The 17246-nt window shown below is 65.4% G+C and carries 15 protein-coding genes; 1 reads left to right on the top strand and 14 read right to left on the bottom strand.

All coding sequences use genetic code 11. The annotated features are described in order from the left end of the window. Window positions 1-63 precede the first annotated feature (63 nt). The 7 genes from EN851_RS25620 to EN851_RS25585 all read right to left on the bottom strand — a co-directional run bounded on the left by EN851_RS25620 (window position 64) and on the right by EN851_RS25585 (window position 8411). Complete coding sequence (locus EN851_RS25620; RefSeq protein ID WP_135930242.1) at window positions 64-1044, bottom strand: 2-dehydropantoate 2-reductase; 981 nt, start codon at window positions 1042-1044, stop codon at window positions 64-66. Between the two features lie 2 nt (window positions 1045-1046). After that, complete coding sequence (locus EN851_RS25615; protein WP_189521933.1) at window positions 1047-2567, bottom strand: acyl--CoA ligase; 1521 nt, start codon at window positions 2565-2567, stop codon at window positions 1047-1049. A gap of 288 nt (window positions 2568-2855) precedes the next feature. Further along, a complete protein-coding gene (gene ggt, locus EN851_RS25605) occupies window positions 2856-4442 on the bottom strand; it encodes a gamma-glutamyltransferase (protein ID WP_135930240.1) in 1587 nt (528 codons plus the stop codon). Window positions 4443-4489: 47 nt separating this feature from the next. Next, window positions 4490-5290, bottom strand: coding sequence for an ABC transporter permease (locus EN851_RS25600; protein WP_127277781.1), 801 nt, complete (start codon window positions 5288-5290; stop codon window positions 4490-4492). Further along, the gene (locus tag EN851_RS25595; protein WP_127277782.1) at window positions 5287-6213 is read right to left on the bottom strand and encodes an ABC transporter permease; all 927 of its coding nucleotides are present in this window, start codon (window positions 6211-6213) and stop codon (window positions 5287-5289) included. The genes EN851_RS25600 and EN851_RS25595 overlap by 4 nt, the downstream gene beginning before the upstream one ends. Further along, window positions 6210-7295 (bottom strand): ABC transporter ATP-binding protein, encoded by a 1086-nt coding sequence (locus tag EN851_RS25590; protein ID WP_127277783.1) that lies wholly within the window; start codon window positions 7293-7295, stop codon window positions 6210-6212. The genes EN851_RS25595 and EN851_RS25590 overlap by 4 nt, the downstream gene beginning before the upstream one ends. Before the next feature lie 75 nt (window positions 7296-7370). Then, window positions 7371-8411 (bottom strand): ABC transporter substrate-binding protein, encoded by a 1041-nt coding sequence (locus EN851_RS25585; protein ID WP_127277784.1) that lies wholly within the window; start codon window positions 8409-8411, stop codon window positions 7371-7373. A gap of 215 nt (window positions 8412-8626) precedes the next feature. Between EN851_RS25585 and EN851_RS25580 the strand changes: the two genes are divergently transcribed. Continuing rightward, window positions 8627-9328 (top strand): GntR family transcriptional regulator, encoded by a 702-nt coding sequence (locus EN851_RS25580; protein WP_189343558.1) that lies wholly within the window; start codon window positions 8627-8629, stop codon window positions 9326-9328. Window positions 9329-9346: 18 nt separating this feature from the next. On the opposite strand, the gene EN851_RS25575 is transcribed toward EN851_RS25580, so the two are convergent. From EN851_RS25575 to EN851_RS25545, 7 genes are all read right to left on the bottom strand, one after another. Then, window positions 9347-10288, bottom strand: a complete 942-nt coding sequence (locus tag EN851_RS25575; RefSeq protein WP_127277785.1) for an alpha/beta hydrolase — start codon at window positions 10286-10288, stop codon at window positions 9347-9349. A 100-nt stretch (window positions 10289-10388) separates the two neighbouring features. Next, window positions 10389-11171 carry a carnitinyl-CoA dehydratase gene (locus EN851_RS25570; protein WP_127277786.1) on the bottom strand — a complete coding sequence of 261 codons (783 nt, stop codon included), beginning with the start codon at window positions 11169-11171 and terminating at the stop codon, window positions 10389-10391. Next, on the bottom strand, window positions 11164-13242 hold the full coding sequence (locus tag EN851_RS25565; protein WP_127277787.1) for an acetate--CoA ligase family protein: 2079 nt from the start codon (window positions 13240-13242) through the stop codon (window positions 11164-11166). The genes EN851_RS25570 and EN851_RS25565 overlap by 8 nt, the downstream gene beginning before the upstream one ends. An 86-nt stretch (window positions 13243-13328) precedes the next feature. Next, window positions 13329-14492 carry an acyl-CoA dehydrogenase gene (locus EN851_RS25560; protein WP_127277788.1) on the bottom strand — a complete coding sequence of 388 codons (1164 nt, stop codon included), beginning with the start codon at window positions 14490-14492 and terminating at the stop codon, window positions 13329-13331. Window positions 14493-14496: 4 nt separating this feature from the next. Continuing rightward, on the bottom strand, window positions 14497-15591 hold the full coding sequence (locus EN851_RS25555; protein WP_127277789.1) for a carnitine 3-dehydrogenase: 1095 nt from the start codon (window positions 15589-15591) through the stop codon (window positions 14497-14499). Next, on the bottom strand, window positions 15588-16217 hold the full coding sequence (locus tag EN851_RS25550; RefSeq protein WP_127277790.1) for an HD domain-containing protein: 630 nt from the start codon (window positions 16215-16217) through the stop codon (window positions 15588-15590). Before EN851_RS25550 ends, EN851_RS25555 begins: the two co-directional genes overlap by 4 nt. A 101-nt stretch (window positions 16218-16318) precedes the next feature. Further along, complete coding sequence (locus EN851_RS25545) at window positions 16319-17236, bottom strand: 3-keto-5-aminohexanoate cleavage protein (protein ID WP_091586279.1); 918 nt, start codon at window positions 17234-17236, stop codon at window positions 16319-16321. Window positions 17237-17246 lie beyond the last annotated feature (10 nt).

Genomic DNA, 17246 nt, shown 5'->3' with positions numbered 1-17246 from the left:
TTTCGATCGCGTTCAGCTCTTGTCGAGAGGGATGGCGCGCAAGCGCAGGCTCAGCCCGCCCCCTTACCCGTAACACCCGCGCTCCACCGCCAGCCGCCGCACCAGCGCCAGCACCCCATCGATCGCCGGCGTCGGCTGCCCCGTCAGCCGCCCCAGTTCCTGCACCGCGCCCACCAGCGCGTCGATCTCCATAGGGCGGCCGCGTTCCAGGTCTTGCAGCATCGAGGTCTTGTGTTCGCCGACATCGCCGGCGCCCTTGATGCGGCGGTCGACGTCTATGGGGAAGCGCACGCCGAGGCTTTCGCCGATTGCCTGCGCTTCCAGCATCATGGCGCGGGCGAGCGTGCGGGTGCCCTCGTCGGCGACGATTCCCGCCAGCGTGCTGCCGGTCAGCGCCGAGATCGGGTTGAAGGAGAGATTGCCCCACAGTTTTATCCAGATCTCGCCGCGTATGTCGTCGCGCACCGGGGCCTGCAGCCCGGCCTTGACCAACTCCCCGGCCAGAAGCGTGGTCCGTTCGCTCCTCTCGCCCGAGGGCTCGCCGAGCGAGAAGCGCCTGCCCTCGACATGGCGGACGAGGCCGGGCGCGTCGACCTCGACGGCGGGATAGACGACCGAGCCGATGACACGCTGCGGGCCGAGCCGTTCCCAGATCGTGCCGCCGGGATCGACCTGCTGCAGCCTGGTGCCTTCGAGCGCGCCGCCGGCCTTGTAGAAATACCACCAGGGCACGCCGTTCTGCATGGTGACGACCAATGTGTCGGGTCCAAGCAGCGGTGCGATCTGGTCGAGCGCGGGCGCGACGGAATGCGCCTTCAGCGCCAGCACGACATAATCCTGCGCGCCAAGCTCCTCCGCCTTGGCGGCGGCCCTGACCGGGGCGGTCGTTTCCTTGCCGTCCTCGATCAGGCGCAGGCCATCTGCCTTGATCGCCTCGAGATGCGCGCCGCGGGCGACGATCGACAGATCGGTGCGGCCGGCAATGGCCAGCTTGGCCGCGAGATAGCCGCCGATGGCGCCGGCGCCGAAGATGGTGATCTTCATCGTCAGAGCCCGAGCTTGGCGGCGAGCCCGATGCGCTGCAGCTTGCCGGTGGCGCCCTTGGGGATCTCGTCCAGGATCAGCACCTTGCGCGGCACCTTGAAATCGGCGAGCCGGGTCGCGGCGTGGGCGCGGATATCGCCCTCGGTGGCGCTCATGCCTTCGCGCAGCACCACGGCCGCCGCCACCTCCTCGCCAAGCTTGTCATGCGGCATGGCGAAGGTGACGACCTGCGCCACCGCCGGATGGTCCATCAGCACGTCGTCGACCTCGAGCGGCGAGATCTTTTCGCCGCCGCGGTTGATGATCTCCTTCAGCCGGCCGGTAACCTTGAGATAGCCGTCGCCGTCGAGCACGCCCTGGTCGCCGGTGTGGAACCAGCCATGCGCAAAGGCCGTGGCGTTGGCGTCCGGGTTCTTCTCGTAGCCTGACGTGACATTGGGTCCGCGAATGACGATCTCGCCGGTTTCGCCGGCCTGCATCAGCCGTCCGTCCGGCGCCATGACCGCCACTTCGGGTCCGCCCGCCGCACCGACGCTGCCCGGTTTGCGCAGGCCCGGCGGCAGCCGGTTCGAGGCCATCTGGTGCGCGGCCTCGGTCATCCCGTAGGATTCGATGACCGGGCAGCCGAAGGTCGCTTCGAGTTCGGCCATGACCTGCGCCGGCAGCGATGCCGAGGACGAGCGGATGAAGCGCGGCTTAGCTCCTGCCAGCACGCCTTCATTGCGCGCCGCGCGCGCCAGGATCGCCTGGTGCATGGTCGGCACGGCCGTGTACCAGCTTGGTTTCGCGTCACTCAGCCATTGGAAGAAGCGCAGCGCGTTGAAGCCCGGCGTGCAGTAGATGCTGCCGCCGGCGGCGAGCGACGACAGCACCGCCGCGATCAGCCCATGGATGTGGAACAGCGGCATGATGTTGAGGCAGCGATCGCTGGCCGTCAGGCCGAGCGTCGCGCCGATATGGCGGGCGGAGGCCGCGACATTGGCATGGCTGAGCGGCACCAGCTTGGGCCGCGACGTGGTGCCCGACGTGTGCAGCAAAAGCGCGATATCGTCATCGCCAGCCATGGCGGGCGCCGCCTGCGGACCGACCGCCGCACCCTCGATGATGAAGCTGCCGGCCGGAGCATCTGGCTGCACGACCAGCCGCAGCACGGCGATGCCGAGACGCTCGGCCACCGTCACGGCCGGACCGGTCTCGGTCTCCGCGACGAGGATCGCCTTGGCGCCGATGTCGGTGAGATAGAAATCGAGTTCGTCGGCCCGGTAGGCCGGATTGAGCGGCGCCGTCGAGGCTGTGGCCGCCACCGCGATGAAGCTTGTCGCCATCTCCGGCCCGTTAGGCAGCACGATCGCCACCCTGTCGCCTCGGCCGATGCCGAGGGCGTGCAGCTGAGTGGCGGTGGCGGCGATCAGCGCGCGCAGACTGCCATGGGTCAGCGTGGGCCTGTCGGGCGCCAGGATTGCGGGGGCATCGTCGGTGCCGGCAACGAGGCGGCGGGAGAGGTCTGGGTGGGTTTGGGTCATGGTCACCGACTATGTTTCAAAGCTTGTGAAAGTCCAGCGGAGGTTCGCGCCGCCCCTCATTGCCCTGCCGGGCATTTCTCCCCGTATAGCGACGGGGAGAAAGGGCTGTTCGCCGATGGTTTCGCCAACTGCCAGCAGAAAAGCGCCGAGGGAGCGGAGCGTCCCTCTCCCCGTCACTATACGGGGAGAGGATGCCGGCAGGCAGGTGAGGGGCAGCGCCAGCGCCTGGAGAAGTAGCGAGCAACCTTGAACTGAATCCCATCAGTACGCTCTACGGGTACCCATCCCTCAATATCCCAGCGCCATCCCGTCCTTGCGCGGGTCCGACGCCCCGGTCAGCGTTCCCTTTTCCCAGTCGATCAGCACCGCCTGACCGCCGCCGAGCGGATGGTGCGGCTCGGTGATGGCGTGGCCGCGCCGGCGCAGGCCTTCGATCGCCTCGGTGGGCACGTTGCGCTCGGCCTCCACCATGCCGTCATTGTAGAACACGCGCGGCGCGTCGAGCGCCTGCTGCGGGTCCATGCCGAAATCGATCATGTTGGTCAGAAGATGGACATGGCCGAACGGCTGGTAGCCGCCGCCCATGACGCCGAACGGCATCACCACGCGGCCGTTCCTTGTCGCCATGCCCGGCATGATCGTGTGCATCGGCCGCTTGCCGGGCGCGATCGCGTTGGGGTGCGCCGGATCGAGGCGGAAGCTTGAGCCGCGGTTCTGCAGCACCACGCCGCTCTTCGGGCCGACCACGCCGCTGCCGAAGGAATAATAGGTCGAGTTGATGAACGAGACCGCGTTGCGGTCGCGGTCGACAATCGAGATATAGACCGTGTCGCTGCCGGGCAGTTGCACATCCGGCAGGTGGGTCATGGCGCGCTCGCGGTCGATCTGGGCGCGCAGCCGCTCGGCATAGGCGGTCGACAGCAGCTGTCGCACCGGCACCGGGACACGGTCCTGGTCGCCGACGAAACGGTCTCGGTCGCGATAGGCCAGCCGCCCGGCCTCGATCTCCAGATGCAGGCGCTCGGCGCCGTTGGGATCGAGCTCGCCAAGCTTGAAGCCCGACAGCACGTTCAGCATCAGCAGCGCCGTCAGGCCCTGGTTGTTCGGCGGCATCTGGTGGATCTCGTGGCCGCCATAGCTGATGCTCACCGGCGCCACATAGTCGCCCCGGGTCGCGGCAAAGTCCTCATGCGAATGCAGCCCGCCCAGTTCCTTGAGCCGGCGCACGATGTCGTCGGCCACTGCGCCTTCGTAGAAACCGGCGCGGCCCTGTTTGGCGATCACCCGCAAGGTGGCGGCAAGTTCCGGCTGCCGGTGCACATCGCCGGCCTTGGGCGCCATGCCGCCCGGCAGGAAGATGCGGGCGGCATGCTCGTCGGCGGAAAGGTCGGTTTCGGGTTCGGCCCAGTCGAAGGCGACGCGGTCGTGCACGACATAGCCGTTCTCGGCATAGTGGATCGCCGGCGCCAGCACCTCGGCCAGGCTCTTGCTGCCATGGTCTTCCAGCAGCCGGCACCAGGCGTCGATGGCGCCCGGCACGGTCACCGCATGCGGCCCCTGTTTGGGAAGTTCGCTAAAGCCCTTGTCGCGATACCAGTCGACGGTCGCGGCCGCCGGCGCCCGGCCGGAGCCGTTGAAGGCCAGCACCTCGCTCTGTCCCTTGGGGCAGTAAAGGACAAAGCAATCGCCGCCGATGCCGGTCGATTGCGGCTCGACCACGCCCTGCACGGCGGCGGCGCAGATGGCGGCATCCATCGCATTGCCGCCGGCGCGCAGCATCTCGATGGCCGCAAGCGTCGAAAGCGGATGCGATGTCGCGGCGATCGCTTCGGTGGCACGAACCGGCGAGCGGCCGGGAAACTGGAAATCACGCATTCTGTCTGGATATCCCTAGGTCATTTCTGCGAATTGGTCCGATGAAATCAATGCCGCCGGCCGAAAATCTGTGCCAGCGACAAAAGCAGCACCGACAGCACGATCAGGCAGGTCGAGATGGCGGCGATGGTCGGGTCGATCTGGTCGCGCAGCGCGTTGAACATGCGGCGTGTCAGGGTCGTGGTCTCGCCGCCCGAGATGAACAGCGAAACGACAACTTCGTCGAAGGAGGTGATGAAGGCAAACAGCGCGCCAGAGACGATCGAGAAGCGGATCTGCGGCATCGTCACCTGCCAGAACGCCGCGATGCGTCCCGCACCCAGGCTGCGCGCCACCCGTTCCTGGTTCATGTCGTAGGAGCGCAGTCCTGAAAGCACCGTCAGCACCACCAGCGGCAGCGCCTGCACCGTATGCGCGATAACGAGGCCGGTCAGCGTGTTGTTGAGGCCGATGCGCGCGTAGAGGAAGAAGGTGCCGATACCGACCAGGATCACCGGGATGATCAGCGACGCCGTGAGCAGCGCGTTGATGGTGCCGTTGAAGCGCAGCGTGCCCCGGTTGATCGCATAGGCGGCAGTGGTGCCGAGCGGCGTCGCCACCAGCGCGGTCATGATAGCTACCTTGACCGACACGATGGTCGCATCGCGCCATTCCAGCGACTGGAAATAGCTCTGGTACCAGCGCAGCGACCATTGCTGCGGCGGGAATTGCAGCAGCGTCGAATCCGAAAACGACATGATGACGATGATGACCGACGGCGCGATCAGGAACAACAGCACGAGGCCGCCGAAGCCGTAGAGCCACAGGCGTTGCCGGTGCGAGATCGGCAGGCCGATACCGTCGCTCATCGCGAGCTCCATACGCCGGTGGCGCGCGCGCCGAGCAGCCACTGGAACAGGCCGAGCAGCGCCAGCGTGACCACCAGCAGCACGACGCCGAGTGCCGCACCGGCGCCCCAGTTGGAATAGAGGCTGGTGGTCTGTTCCATGCGCATCGCCCACATCACCACCTTGCCGCCCCCCATCAGCGCCGGGGTGACGAAGAAGCCGAGGCACAGCACGAAGACGATGACCACGCCCGAGGCGAGGCCGGGCAGCGACAGCGGAAAGAAGACCTGCCGGAACGTCGCGGCCGGGCCGGCGCCGAGATTCATGCCGGCGCGCAGGCAGTCGGTGTCGATGGTCTTCATCGAGGCATAGAGCGGCAAAACGAGAAATGGCAGCAATATGTGCGTCATGCCGATGACCACGCCGGAGAAATTGTTGGCGAGCGACAGCGGTTGGCTGATCACGCCCAGATCGATCAGCCAGCTGTTGATCAGGCCCTTGCGCTGCAGGATCACCAGCCAGGCATAGGTGCGCACCAGCACCGAGGTCCAGAACGGCAGGATGACGAAGATCAGGCAGATCGACGCGGCCCGGCGCGGCAGTTGCGACAGCATATAGGCCAGGGGATAGCCGAGCAGCACACAGGCGCCGGTGACGATGAAGGCGACCTTGAAGGTGCTGATGAAGGTCTTGATGTAGGAGGCCTGTTCGAAGAAACGCGCATAATTGGCGGCGCTGAAGGCGCCGGTCTCGTCGAACAGCGACAGCCAGAACAGCCAGCCGATCGGCACGATGATGATGGCGCAGACGAGGAACAGGCTCGGCGCCAGCAGCGCCAGCAGCCGCAGCGACTCACGCCGCGCGTCGGCGCGCAGCGCCTGCGCGTTGAGATCCTGCCCTGCCGGGCCGGCGATCTCCTTCAGCAGGGCGGATTGCGCGCTCATCCCTCGGCCGCCACCAGGATCGTGTCCTTCGCGTCGAGGCCGAGCATGATCGGCTGGCCGGGCGCCGGCATCCTGGCCAGCACATCGCTGCGGCAATAGTCGCGCAACGTCAGCTGCCGGCCGTCGCGCAGGCTGGCGTAGCAAACGAAACTGTCGCCCTGGTAAATGATGTCGCTGACCGTCGCTTCGAGCACATTGATGCCGGCCGACGGGTCAGCTGCCGTGACCAGCCTGAGCTTCTCCGGTCGCACCACCATCAGATGCGGGCCAGCCGGCGGTGTCGGTGCCCCGGTCTGGATCCGCCTGTCCCCATACCAGACCGATCCGTTGCGGCTTTCGACCGGGATGAAGTTCGATTCGCCTATGAAGCCGGCCACGAACTGTGTCTTCGGCGCGGCGTAAAGCGTTTCGGGCCGATCGAGCTGTTCAATGCGGCCGCCGTTCATCACGGCGATGCGGTCAGACATGGTGATGGCTTCGCGCTGGTCGTGCGTGACATAGACCGTCGTCATGCCAAGACGGCGATGAAGCGCGCGCAACTCGATCTGCATGTGCTCGCGCAGGCCCTTGTCGAGCGCCGACAGCGGTTCGTCCATCAAGACGATGCGCGGCTCGAAGACGATGGCGCGCGCCAGGGCCACACGCTGGCGCTGGCCGCCGGAGAGCTGGTCGACGCGGCGCTCGCCCAGTCCCTGCAATTTCACCAGCTCCAGCGCCTTCTCCACCCGCTGCGCCGTCTCGCCGGCCGCGACGCCGCGCTGTTTCAGCGGGAAGGCGATGTTGTGGAAGACGTTCATATGCGGAAACAGCGCATAGTTCTGGAACACCATGCCGATATTGCGCCTGTGCGGCGGCGTGGTGATGATCTCGTCGCCGCCGACCTTGATGCTCCCGGCATTGGCCCTGACGAAACCGGCCAGGATCATCAGCAGCGTCGTCTTTCCCGAGCCGGAGGGGCCAAGCAGGGTCAGGAACTCGCCGGCCTCGACATCGAGGTTCAGGTCGCGCAGCACCGGCACGCTGCCAAATCTCTTCTCGATCCGGCGCATGCTGATCGGCAGCGCGGATGGTGCAATGGACAAGGTTCTTCTCTCCTGGGCAGAAGGCTGAAGGAGCAGGGCGGCGTTCGCGCCGCCCCGCAATGTCAGGGTTCCGGCCTATTGCTGGATCAGATTGTTGAACTTCTCCGTCGCCTCGACAAGGTTGTCGCGCCAGAACTCGGCATCCTGCAGCACCTGCTTCTTGACGTTTTCGGGCGCCGAATTGATGTCCTTGATCCGCTCGGGCGGGATCTTGCCGGTCTCGAAGGCCTTCTCGTTGACCGGCCCATTGTCGACATAGAGCGGCAGATTGGCCTGCAATTGCGGGCTGACGAACATCGCCAGCGCTTTCATCGCCGCTTCCTTGTTCTTGGCGCCCTTGGGGATGACCATGCAGTCGGCGGTGAGCACGCCCTGGTCGAAGGAGAAGCTGACCGGCGCGCCTGCCTTCTTCAGGGTGCCGGCGCGTCCGTTCCAGATGCTCGCCATGTCGACTTCGCCGTCCTTCACCAGTTGCATGGCCTGGGCACCGGAGGTCCACCAGGCATCGACATGGCCGCGGATCTTGTCGACCGATTTCAAGGCGCTATCGACATCGACCGGATAGACCTTGTCGATCGGCAGGCCCGAGGCGAGTGCGGCAACGCTCAGCGTCTCCGTCGCCTGGCTGCTGCTCAACGCGCGCCGTCCCGGGAATTTTTCCACGTTCCAGAAGTCGGCCCAGGTCTTCGGGCCCTTGTCGCCGAAGACATCGGTCCGGTAGATCAACACGACGGAGGTGTAGGAAATGCCGACCCAGTCGTCATGCACCAATTTCGGGTTGATGCCGCTCTTGTCGATAATGCCGTAATCCAGCTTTTCGAACAGGCCTTCCTTCGAGCCGCGCGCGCATTCGTCGGCGCCGAGCTCGGTGATGTCCCACTTCACTGCATTTCCGGTCACCTGCAGCCGCACGTCGTCGAGGCCGTTGGTGGTGTCTTCCTTGATGGTGATGCCGAGCGCATCGGCGGTCGGCTTGAAGAAGGCCTTGGTCTGCGCCTCCTGATAGGTGCCGCCCCACGAGGCGACGGTGATCGTGTCGGCGGCGACGGCGGGCACTGCGAACGCCGCCACGAGGCCCGCGATCGCCACAACGCTAACGTTTCTGATCCTGTTCATTTCGGTTCTCCGACCGGTGTTCCCATTTGTTTTTGATTTGGCATGCGATTTTGTATACAATTTAGAATGTAGCCGAGAGATCGATGTTGTCAACTGCGACAGGCACGATCAGTTCGACGCGATGGGACGATGCCGCAGGCGTGGCAAATTGCGCCGACTGCGACTACAAACGAGGCAATGTCCGGCTAAAGCGGCTGGAGAACTGGGAACGGAACTTGGCCAAGGAAACCAAAAACACACTGCGCGACTCGGTCTATTCCGCGCTCAAGGCGATGATCGTGACCGGCCAGATTCCGCCGGGCTCGCGCGTCACCGAAAGCGACATCGCGGCGAAACTCAATGTCAGCCGCACGCCGGTGCGCGAAGCCTTCAATCGGCTGGAGCGCGACGGGCTGGTCACCGGCCGGCCGCGCCAGGGCTATGCCGTCACCGAGTTCGACATCAACATGTTCCGCGAGGCCTTCGACATCCGCGAACTGCTCGACGGCCATGCGACCGAACTCGCGGCCACCGCGGCGACCGACAAGGACAAGGCGCGGCTGCGCGCCATGCTGGCCGAATGCGAACGGCTGGCCGCCATCCCGGATCGCACCACGCGCGAGAAATTCCAGGAACTGGAAGTCGGCATCGACCTGCACCGTGTCATCGCCGAAATCAGCGGCAACGCGATGCTGCACGGCATGCTGTGCGGCATCCTCGACAAGTGCCAGCATTATGTCTGGACCGAACTCTTGTGGCTCGATGAATGGAAGATCGCCCGCGACGAGCATGCCCGGATCGTCGAGGCGATCTGCGCCGGCGATGCCGCTAAGGCCGGCGCCCTGGCGCGCGCCCATGTGCGGGGATCGCGCGAGAACGTGCTGCGCCTGCTGCAGGCGAAATCGGACTATCAGAGTTTCCTGGCCAAGGCCTCCTGAGCGGGATGGCCCCCGGCCCTACCAGGTCCAGCCGCCCTTTCCGAGCGTCGCCACCGCATCGACGATCCGGGTGAAGCTCGCGCGGGCGCGGCCGACGCTGTGCCGGGCCCTGAGATAGCCGTGCACCAGGCCGGGCTCCTCGAACCAGGTGGCGCGCCCGCCGGCCGCGACGATGCGGTCGCGATAAGCCTCGCCGTCGGATGACAAGGGGTCGCATTCGGCGGTGATCAGCACGGTCGGCGGCAAATTGGCGAAATCGGCATCGGCCAGCGGCGACAGCGTGATGTCGCCGGTTTGATCCACGCCCCCGGTTCGGATGTGCTTGTAGAATTCGAGATCGCGTACCGTCAGCATCGGCGCTTCGGCGTGCCTTACATAGGAGCCGCGCAAGCGATCGCCGCCGAGACCGGGATAAATCAGCACCTGGCCGATCGGCTTTTTCACATGGCCACGCGTCGCGTGTGCAACGGCGGCGCAAAGGTTGCCGCCGGCGCTGTCGCCGCACAGCACGACCGGGCGATCGTAGGTACGGGCCGCCCATTCGAAGGCGCTCATCGCATCATCGAAAGCGGCCGGATGCAGATGTTCAGGCGCCAGCCGGTAATCGACCGAAACCACTTCATGACCGGTGCGGCCGCAAAGTTCGGCACAGACATCGTCATGGCTGTCCAGCCCGCCGAGAATGAAGCCGCCGCCATGGATGTAGACCACCATCGCCGCATCGTCCGGCGTCGCGTTGCGGTAGATGCGGATCGGGACGTCTCGCGCGGGCGTGGCGATAACCGTGGTTTCGGCCGTCACGCCCTCGGGATAGCCGGCAAAGAACTCGCGGCACATCCGGTCATAGATCGCGCGCTGCCGCGCGACCGTGTAGTCGATCGTGTCGGGCGGATAATAGGAATTGGTCCGCTCGATAAAGGCCCAGGTCTCGGCATCGATGAGTTTTGCGTAGTCGGTCATGAAGGGAGACCGGACAGCAACGAATGCGCCCAGGGGCCGCCCTCTGGCCTAACGGGTCCGGCAGGGCAGAGGGGGGTGCCTGGCGCCATCATCTCCAGTGTCACTTCCCCTTCCACACAGGCTCGCGCTTTTCGGCGAAGGCACGGAACCCTTCCATACCGTCCTCCGACCCATAGAGCGCGTCGACGGTCGGCAACTGCCGGCGCGTCACCTTGTTCATCGCATCCTGGAAGGTCAGCGCCTCGGCCACCCGCGCCGTCTCCTTAATCGCGGCGAAGACCAGCGGCGGGCCGCTGGCGAGCAGGCGGGCGATCTCCCAAACGCGGTCCTCGAGCTTTTCCTTGGGCAGCACCTCGTTGACCAGGCCCCAGCGATGCGCCTCGGCGACATCCATCCAGCGGCCGGTGAGCAGAAGGTCCATGGCGACATGATAAGGGATGCGCTTCGGCAGCTTGATCGTCGCCGCGTCGGCCAGCGTGCCGGCACGGATTTCGGGCAGTGCGAAGGAGGAATGGTCCGAGGCGTAGATGAGGTCGCAGGACAGCGCCAGCTCGAAGCCGCCGCCGACCGCCATGCCGTTGACGCAGGCAATGACCGGTTTGTTGAGGTCACGCAGCTCCTGCAGCCCGGCAAAACCGCCGACGCCATAGTCGCCGTCGACCGCGTCGCCGCTGGCCGCGGCCTTCAGGTCCCAACCGGCGCAGAAGAACTTGTCGCCGGCGGTCTTGACGATGGCGACCCGCAGTTCCGGGTCGTCGCGGAACACCTTGAAGGTCTCGCCCATCAGCCGCGAGGTTTTCAGGTCGATCGCATTGGCCTTGGGGCGGTCGAGCGTGACCTCCAGGATGGTGCCTTCGCGGCGAGTCGAAATGACGTCAGACATTCTTGGTCTCTCCCAGCACCAGCAGCGCGTCGGCGATCCAGGCGCCCTTGCCCTGTGTGCAGACGATCAGCGGATTGATGTCGAGTTCCTCGATCTCGCCGGCATTCTCCTGCACGAAACCGGCGATGCCAGCGATCGCGTCTATGGCGGCGGCGACATCGGCCTTCGGCCGGCCGCGATAGCCTTCGAGCAGCGGGAACAGTTTCAGCCCGCGCAGCGCGGCCTCGATGTCGTCGCGCGTCGCCGGCAGCATCAGCGTGACGCTGTCGCGCAGCAGTTCGACCAGCACGCCACCGGTGCCCAGCGTCATGACGGCGCCGAACATCGGATCCCTGGTGAAGCCGACGATCAGTTCGGCGACGCCGTCGCGCACCATGCGCTCGACATAGAGCCCGGTGCCGAGCGGCAACAGGTCATGCGCCGCCGTGCTGACCGACTCGGCATCCTTGAGGTTGAGCCGGACAGCGCCGACCTCGGATTTGTGGGTGACGCCAAGAGCCTTCAGGGCAACCGGAAAGCCGAGCGCCATGGACGAAATCACCGCCTCGACCGCATTGCCGGCGCGCTCGCCCTTGGGCACGGGAAGCCCGGCCTTGATCAGCCGCGCCTTGGCTTCGGCCTCGTCGGGCGTGACGTGGTCGCCGCCAGCCGCGCCGGCAGCGGATGTGTCGACCGGCTGCGCCTGCGGTTCAGCCCATGCCCAGCCGATGAAGGCTGCCGCGCCTGCGGCGTCCATCGCCTCGGAAATGCCGAACAGCGGCACCATGCCCCGCGCCATCAGCTCGGCGGTGTATTCCTCGGGCAGGTTCTCCGGTAGCGAGGAAACAATGGCGCCATGCGCCTTGTTGGTCTTCAGCGCCGATTCGAAGGCGCGCAGCGTCGCCCACCAGTCGGTCACCGAGCAGCGGTCGGGGCGCGGGAAGTCGAGCACCAGCATGTTCAAGTCGAAGCCGCCCGACACCATGGCGGTGAAGGTGGCCGTCATCGCCGGCTCGTTGTTCCAGATGAAGGTGTGGTAGTCCAACGGGTTGGCCACCGCGACCAGCGGCCCGAGGGTCGATTTGACATGGGCGCGGTGGGTGTCGGTCAGCACCGGGAAGTTGACCCAGCGCCCTTCGGCACTGTCGGCCATGACCGACGCTTCGCCGCCCGAACAGCTCATCGACGAGAGCTTGTAGCCAGGCAGCGGGCCGGTGATGTGCAGCAGCTTCAGCGCCTCGATGAAGGCGGGGATGGAATCGACCCGCGCAATGCCAAGCCGCCTCAGGAAGGCGCCGGAAGCAGCGTCCGAGCCGGCCAGCGATGCGGTGTGCGAAACGGTTGCCTGCCGCGCCTGTTCGGACCGGCCGACCTTCATGGCGATGATCGGTTTCCTGAGCTCGCGCGCCCGTGCGGCCAGGCGCTCGAAGCCGGCTACCGAGTCGAAGGCCTCGATATGCAGGCCGAGCGACGTCACACGCTCATCCTCGATCAGGCCGAGCGCCATTTCCGACAGGCCGGTCTGCGCCTGGTTGCCGGCGGTCATCAGGAAGGCGATCGGCAGGCCGCGCTTCTGCATCGTCATGTTGATGGCGATGTTGGACGACTGGGTGATGATGGCGACGCCCTTGCCGCCCTCGTCCAGCCTGATGCCGCCATGTTGGTCGGGCCACAAAAGCGCACCGTCGGCATAGTTGATCAGGCCGTAGCAGTTCGGCCCGATGATCGGCATCTGGCCGGCGGCCGCGACCAGTTCGGCCTGCAGCCGTTCGCCGTCGTCGTCATAAGCCTCGGTTTCGAGAAATCCGGCGGCAAAGCAGACGGCGCCGCCGGCCCCGCGCTCGGCCAGCGCCTTGACCACCTCGATGGTCAGGTGCCGGTTGACACCGACAAAGGCGGCATCCGGCGCGCCGGGCAGATCCGCGACCGAGCGGTAGGCCTTGCATCCGGCAACCTCGTCCTTGGTCGGGTGCACCGGCCAGATATCGCCGGCAAAGCCCATCTTGATCGATTGCGCCACGACGGCGGCGGCCTGCACGCCACCGAACACGGCGATCGATTTCGGGCGCAGGAGACGTTCAAGTTTATGCATGGTCATCTTTTCGTTTTGAGCGAGATCTCAGGACAAACGATCTCGTTTGCCCGACAAACCGAATCCCGGCTTTGCGCGATCATGCTCTAAGCGCCGAACGGACGCAGCAGCGCCCGCGAAATAATATGTCGCTGAATCTCCGAAGTGCCTTCCCAGATGCGCTCGACACGGGCATCGCGCCAGATGCGCTCCAGTGGCAGGTCGTCCATCAGCCCCATGCCGCCATGGATCTGGATTGCCTCGTCGGCGACAAAGGCGAGCATTTCGGTGGCCTTCAGCTTGGCCATGGCCATGTCCTGGTCGGTGACGGTGCCCTGATCGTACTTCCAGCCGGCTTCGAAGACCATCAGGTCGGCGGCCTTGAGTTCCGTCGCCATGTCGGCGAGCTTGAACGACACGCCCTGGAACTTGCCGATCTGCTGGCCGAACTGCTGGCGCTGCGCGGCGTATTCGACGGCATGGCCAAGCGCCCGCTCGGCACGGCCGAGACAGGTGGCGCCGACCTGCAGACGCGTGGCGCCGAGCCAGGAATTGGCGACGTCGAAGCCCTTGTGAACCTCGCCCAGAACCTGGGATGCCGGCAGCCGGCAATCGTCGAACTCCAAAATGGCGTTGGTGTAGCCGCGATGCGAGACGTTGCGATAGCCGTCGCGCACCGTGAAACCCTTGGTGCCCTTGTCGACGAAGAAGGCGGTGATCTTCTTGCGTTTGCCGCGCGCAGACTCCTCCTCGCCCGAGGCCATGAAGACGATGGCGAAATCGGCGAGATCGGCGTGCGAGATAAAATGCTTGGTGCCGTTCAGCACCCAGTCGTCGCCATCCTGCACGGCTGATGCCTTCATGCCGCGCAGATCGGAGCCAGCGCCCGGCTCTGTCATTGCCAGGCAATCCCATTTCTCGCCGCGGATGCAGGGGAAAAGGTACTTTTCGCGCTGCTCCGGCGTGCCGGCGAGCAGAATGTTGGAAGGACGCGCCACGCAGGTCCAGTGCAGCGCGTAATTGGCCCGGCCGAGTTCCTTCTCGTAAAGCAGCCAGGTCACCGTATCGAGCCCCGCGCCGCCGACATCGGCCGGCATGTTGGCGGCATAGAGCCCGGCCTCGATCGCCTTGGCCTTGATCTCCTCGATCAGCTCGCGGCGCAGCACGCCGGTGCGCTCGACCTCGCGCTCATGCGGATAAAGCTCGTTCTCGACGAAGGCACGCGTCGTCTCGACAATGAGCTTTTGCTCTTCCGAAAGACCGAAATCCATGGTCTCAGCCCTTCTTCTTTTTCTTCGGCTTTTCGGCTTTCTTCACCGGCTTGGCGGCCTTGGCCTTTTCCGCCGCCTTTGAAGCCGCGGGCTTCTTCGCCGCCAGCTTGGCGAGCTGTTTGGTATAATCCTTGTGCAGCGCGCCGGCGCCCCAGCCCTTGCCCTTGTTCTGCTTCGACAGCGCATCCATGATCGCGACCAGATTGTCGTCGCGGATCTTTTCCAGCTCGCGGATCGACAGGCCGTGCGCCTGGTCGTCCGACTGGGTGGCGATCAGGTCGACCAGCTCGTCGTTGAACTCCGGAACGTCCATCAGCTTGGTCCACGGCCATTTCAGGCAGGGCCCGAACTGCGCCATGAAGTGGCGCATGCCGGCCTCGCCGCCGGCGACGCGGTAGACCTGGAACATGCCCATCTGCGCCCAGCGCAGGCCGAAGCCATAACGCATGATGTCGTCGAGTTCCTCGACCGTGCAGATGCCGTCCTTGATCAGCCACAGCGCCTCGCGCCAGGCGGCTTCGAGCAGGCGGTCGCCGACGAAAGCTTCGATCTCCTTGCGGATCACGACCGGCTTCATGCCGATCGAGGCATAGATTTCCTTGGCGACCTCGACAGCCTCGGGGAAGGTCTGGTCGCCGCCGACGATCTCGACCAGCGGCAGCAGGTAGACCGGGTTGAACGGATGGCCGACGACCAGCCGCTCCGGATGCTTCTTCATCGCCACCTGCATGTCGGTCGGCTTGATGCCGGAGGTCGAGGAGCCGACAATGGCGTTGGCCGGCGCATGCGCATCGATCTCGGCCAGCACCCTGTGCTTGAGATCGAGCCGTTCCGGCACGCTCTCCTGGATGAAATCGGCATCGGCGACCGCTTCGGCGATCGTCTTGGCGAAGGTGAGCTTGCCCTCCTTGGGCAGACCGCCGGGCACCATCTGCTTATAGGCGCGGCGCGCGCCCTTCATCACTTCCGAAACCTTGCGTGAAGCTTCCGGATCGGGATCGAAAATGGAGACGTCGATGCCGTTCAAGAGCAGGCGCGCGACCCAGCCGGCCCCGATGACACCGCCGCCAATGGCGGCCGCCTTGTTGATGATGCTCATTGAGAGGCTCCGGTTCTTGTCCTGGCGGTTTCGGGATCGATGAGAGGCACGCGCTCGCCGGCGCGGATGACGGATGGGTCGTAGGCCTTGCGGGCGAAGACTTCGAGCACGAAGGGTCGGAAGAATTCGATCGGCAGCGTCTCATAGTCGGGGTCGAAGCTCGACTGGTCCCAGCGCTCGCAGAACTGGTCGCAATCGTCGAAATAGGCGTGGCCGGCGAAGCGGTCGCGGGCATGGCGGTTGCCGCCGAGATGGTGGGCATAGTAGAGGCGCTGGAAGTCGCCGTGTTTCTCCACCACCCAGGTGCATTGCTCGCGCACAAACGGCTTCAGGATCGAAGCGGCGTATTCGTCGTGATTGTAGGGCGCGTAGATGTCGCCGATGTCGTGCAGCAGCGCGCAGGCGATCCAGTCGGTGTCGGCGCCGTCGCGCCAGGCCCGTGTCGCCGCCTGCAGCGAATGGCCGAGCCGGGTGATCTTGTAGCCGGACAGGCCTTCGTCGAGCTGGACCAGCGCGTCGAGCAGCCGCTCGCCGGTCCTGGCCGCATAGTCGATTTCATGGGCGGTCAGGAACTCGTAGTCTTGCCTGTCGCCATCCTTCATCGCGGTGAATTTGACGGTAGCCATAGCGACCCTCCCTGCGAATTAATCTTCTTGTTTGAGCATGATCTCTGGACAAACGAGAACCGTTTGTCCGAGAAAACCGGTTCCCACTTTCGGGATCATGCTCATGCCGCTATCGGCGCTCGCTTGGTCAGGTTGAGCTTCTTGCGCACTTCTTCCGGGCCAAGAATCCTGGCGCCGAGATTGGTGACGATCGAGGCGGCGCGCTCGACCAGCTGGGCATTGGTCGCCAGCACGCCCTTGTCGAGCCAGAGATTGTCTTCCAGGCCGACGCGGACATTGCCGCCGGCGAGCACCGCCGCCGCCGCATAGGCCATTTGGTTGCGGCCGATGGCGAAGGCCGACCAGTTCCAGGTCGACGGCACGTTGTTGACCATCGCCATGAAGGTGTTGAGGTCGTCGGGCGCCCCCCACGGCACACCCATGCAAAGCTGCACCAGCGCGTCGGGGTTGAGCACCTTTTCCTCGACCAGTTGCTTGGCGAACCAGAGATGCCCGGTGTCGAAGGCCTCGATTTCCGGCTTGACGCCGAGCGCCGTCATCATGCCGCCCATGGCGCGCAGCATGCCGGGCGTGTTGGTCATGACATAGTCGGCTTCGGCGAAATTCATGGTGCCGCAGTCGAGCGTGCAGATTTCCGGCAGGCACTGGCGCACATGTTCCATGCGGTTGGTGGCGCCGCCCATGTCGGTGCCTTTTTCGTTGAGCGGCAACGGCGCTTCCGGCGAGCCGAACACCATGTCGCCGCCCATGCCGGCGGTCAGGTTCAGGATGACGTCGACGTCAGCCGCGCGGATACGCTCGGTCACCTCGCGATAGAGATGCACGTCGCGCCTGGGCTTGCCGGTTTCGGGGTCGCGCACATGGCAATGGACGATGGCCGCACCCGCCTTGGCCGCATCGATGGCCGAGTCGGCGATCTGCTTGGGCGAGCGCGGCACATGCGGGCTGCGGTCCTGCGAGCCGCCGGAACCGGTCACGGCACAGGTAATGAAAACCTCACGGTTCATCGCGAGCGGCATCGAAACTCTC

The sequence above is a fragment of the Mesorhizobium sp. M8A.F.Ca.ET.208.01.1.1 genome (assembly GCF_004791315.1).
In the GTDB taxonomy this organism is placed as follows: Bacteria; Pseudomonadota; Alphaproteobacteria; order Rhizobiales; family Rhizobiaceae; genus Mesorhizobium.
Note: the sequence above shows the minus strand (reverse complement) of the source record. Positions and strands in the feature narration are given on the sequence as shown.

Bases quoted from the DNA above. Each gene is read 5' to 3' on its own strand.
- EN851_RS25600 (WP_127277781.1), bottom strand. From the start codon at position 5,290: ATGAGCGACGGTATCGGCCTGCCGATCTCGCACCGGCAACGCCTGTGG.
- EN851_RS25550 (WP_127277790.1), bottom strand. From the start codon at position 16,217: ATGGCTACCGTCAAATTCACCGCGATGAAGGATGGCGACAGGCAAGAC.
- EN851_RS25620 (WP_135930242.1), bottom strand. From the start codon at position 1,044: ATGAAGATCACCATCTTCGGCGCCGGCGCCATCGGCGGCTATCTCGCG.
- EN851_RS25595 (WP_127277782.1), bottom strand. From the start codon at position 6,213: ATGAGCGCGCAATCCGCCCTGCTGAAGGAGATCGCCGGCCCGGCAGGG.
- EN851_RS25545 (WP_091586279.1), bottom strand. From the start codon at position 17,236: ATGCCGCTCGCGATGAACCGTGAGGTTTTCATTACCTGTGCCGTGACC.
- EN851_RS25585 (WP_127277784.1), bottom strand. From the start codon at position 8,411: ATGAACAGGATCAGAAACGTTAGCGTTGTGGCGATCGCGGGCCTCGTG.
- ggt (WP_135930240.1), bottom strand. From the start codon at position 4,442: ATGCGTGATTTCCAGTTTCCCGGCCGCTCGCCGGTTCGTGCCACCGAA.
- EN851_RS25615 (WP_189521933.1), bottom strand. From the start codon at position 2,567: ATGACCCAAACCCACCCAGACCTCTCCCGCCGCCTCGTTGCCGGCACC.
- EN851_RS25555 (WP_127277789.1), bottom strand. From the start codon at position 15,591: ATGAGCATCATCAACAAGGCGGCCGCCATTGGCGGCGGTGTCATCGGG.
- EN851_RS25570 (WP_127277786.1), bottom strand. From the start codon at position 11,171: ATGTCTGACGTCATTTCGACTCGCCGCGAAGGCACCATCCTGGAGGTC.
- EN851_RS25565 (WP_127277787.1), bottom strand. From the start codon at position 13,242: ATGCATAAACTTGAACGTCTCCTGCGCCCGAAATCGATCGCCGTGTTC.
- EN851_RS25575 (WP_127277785.1), bottom strand. From the start codon at position 10,288: ATGACCGACTACGCAAAACTCATCGATGCCGAGACCTGGGCCTTTATC.
- EN851_RS25560 (WP_127277788.1), bottom strand. From the start codon at position 14,492: ATGGATTTCGGTCTTTCGGAAGAGCAAAAGCTCATTGTCGAGACGACG.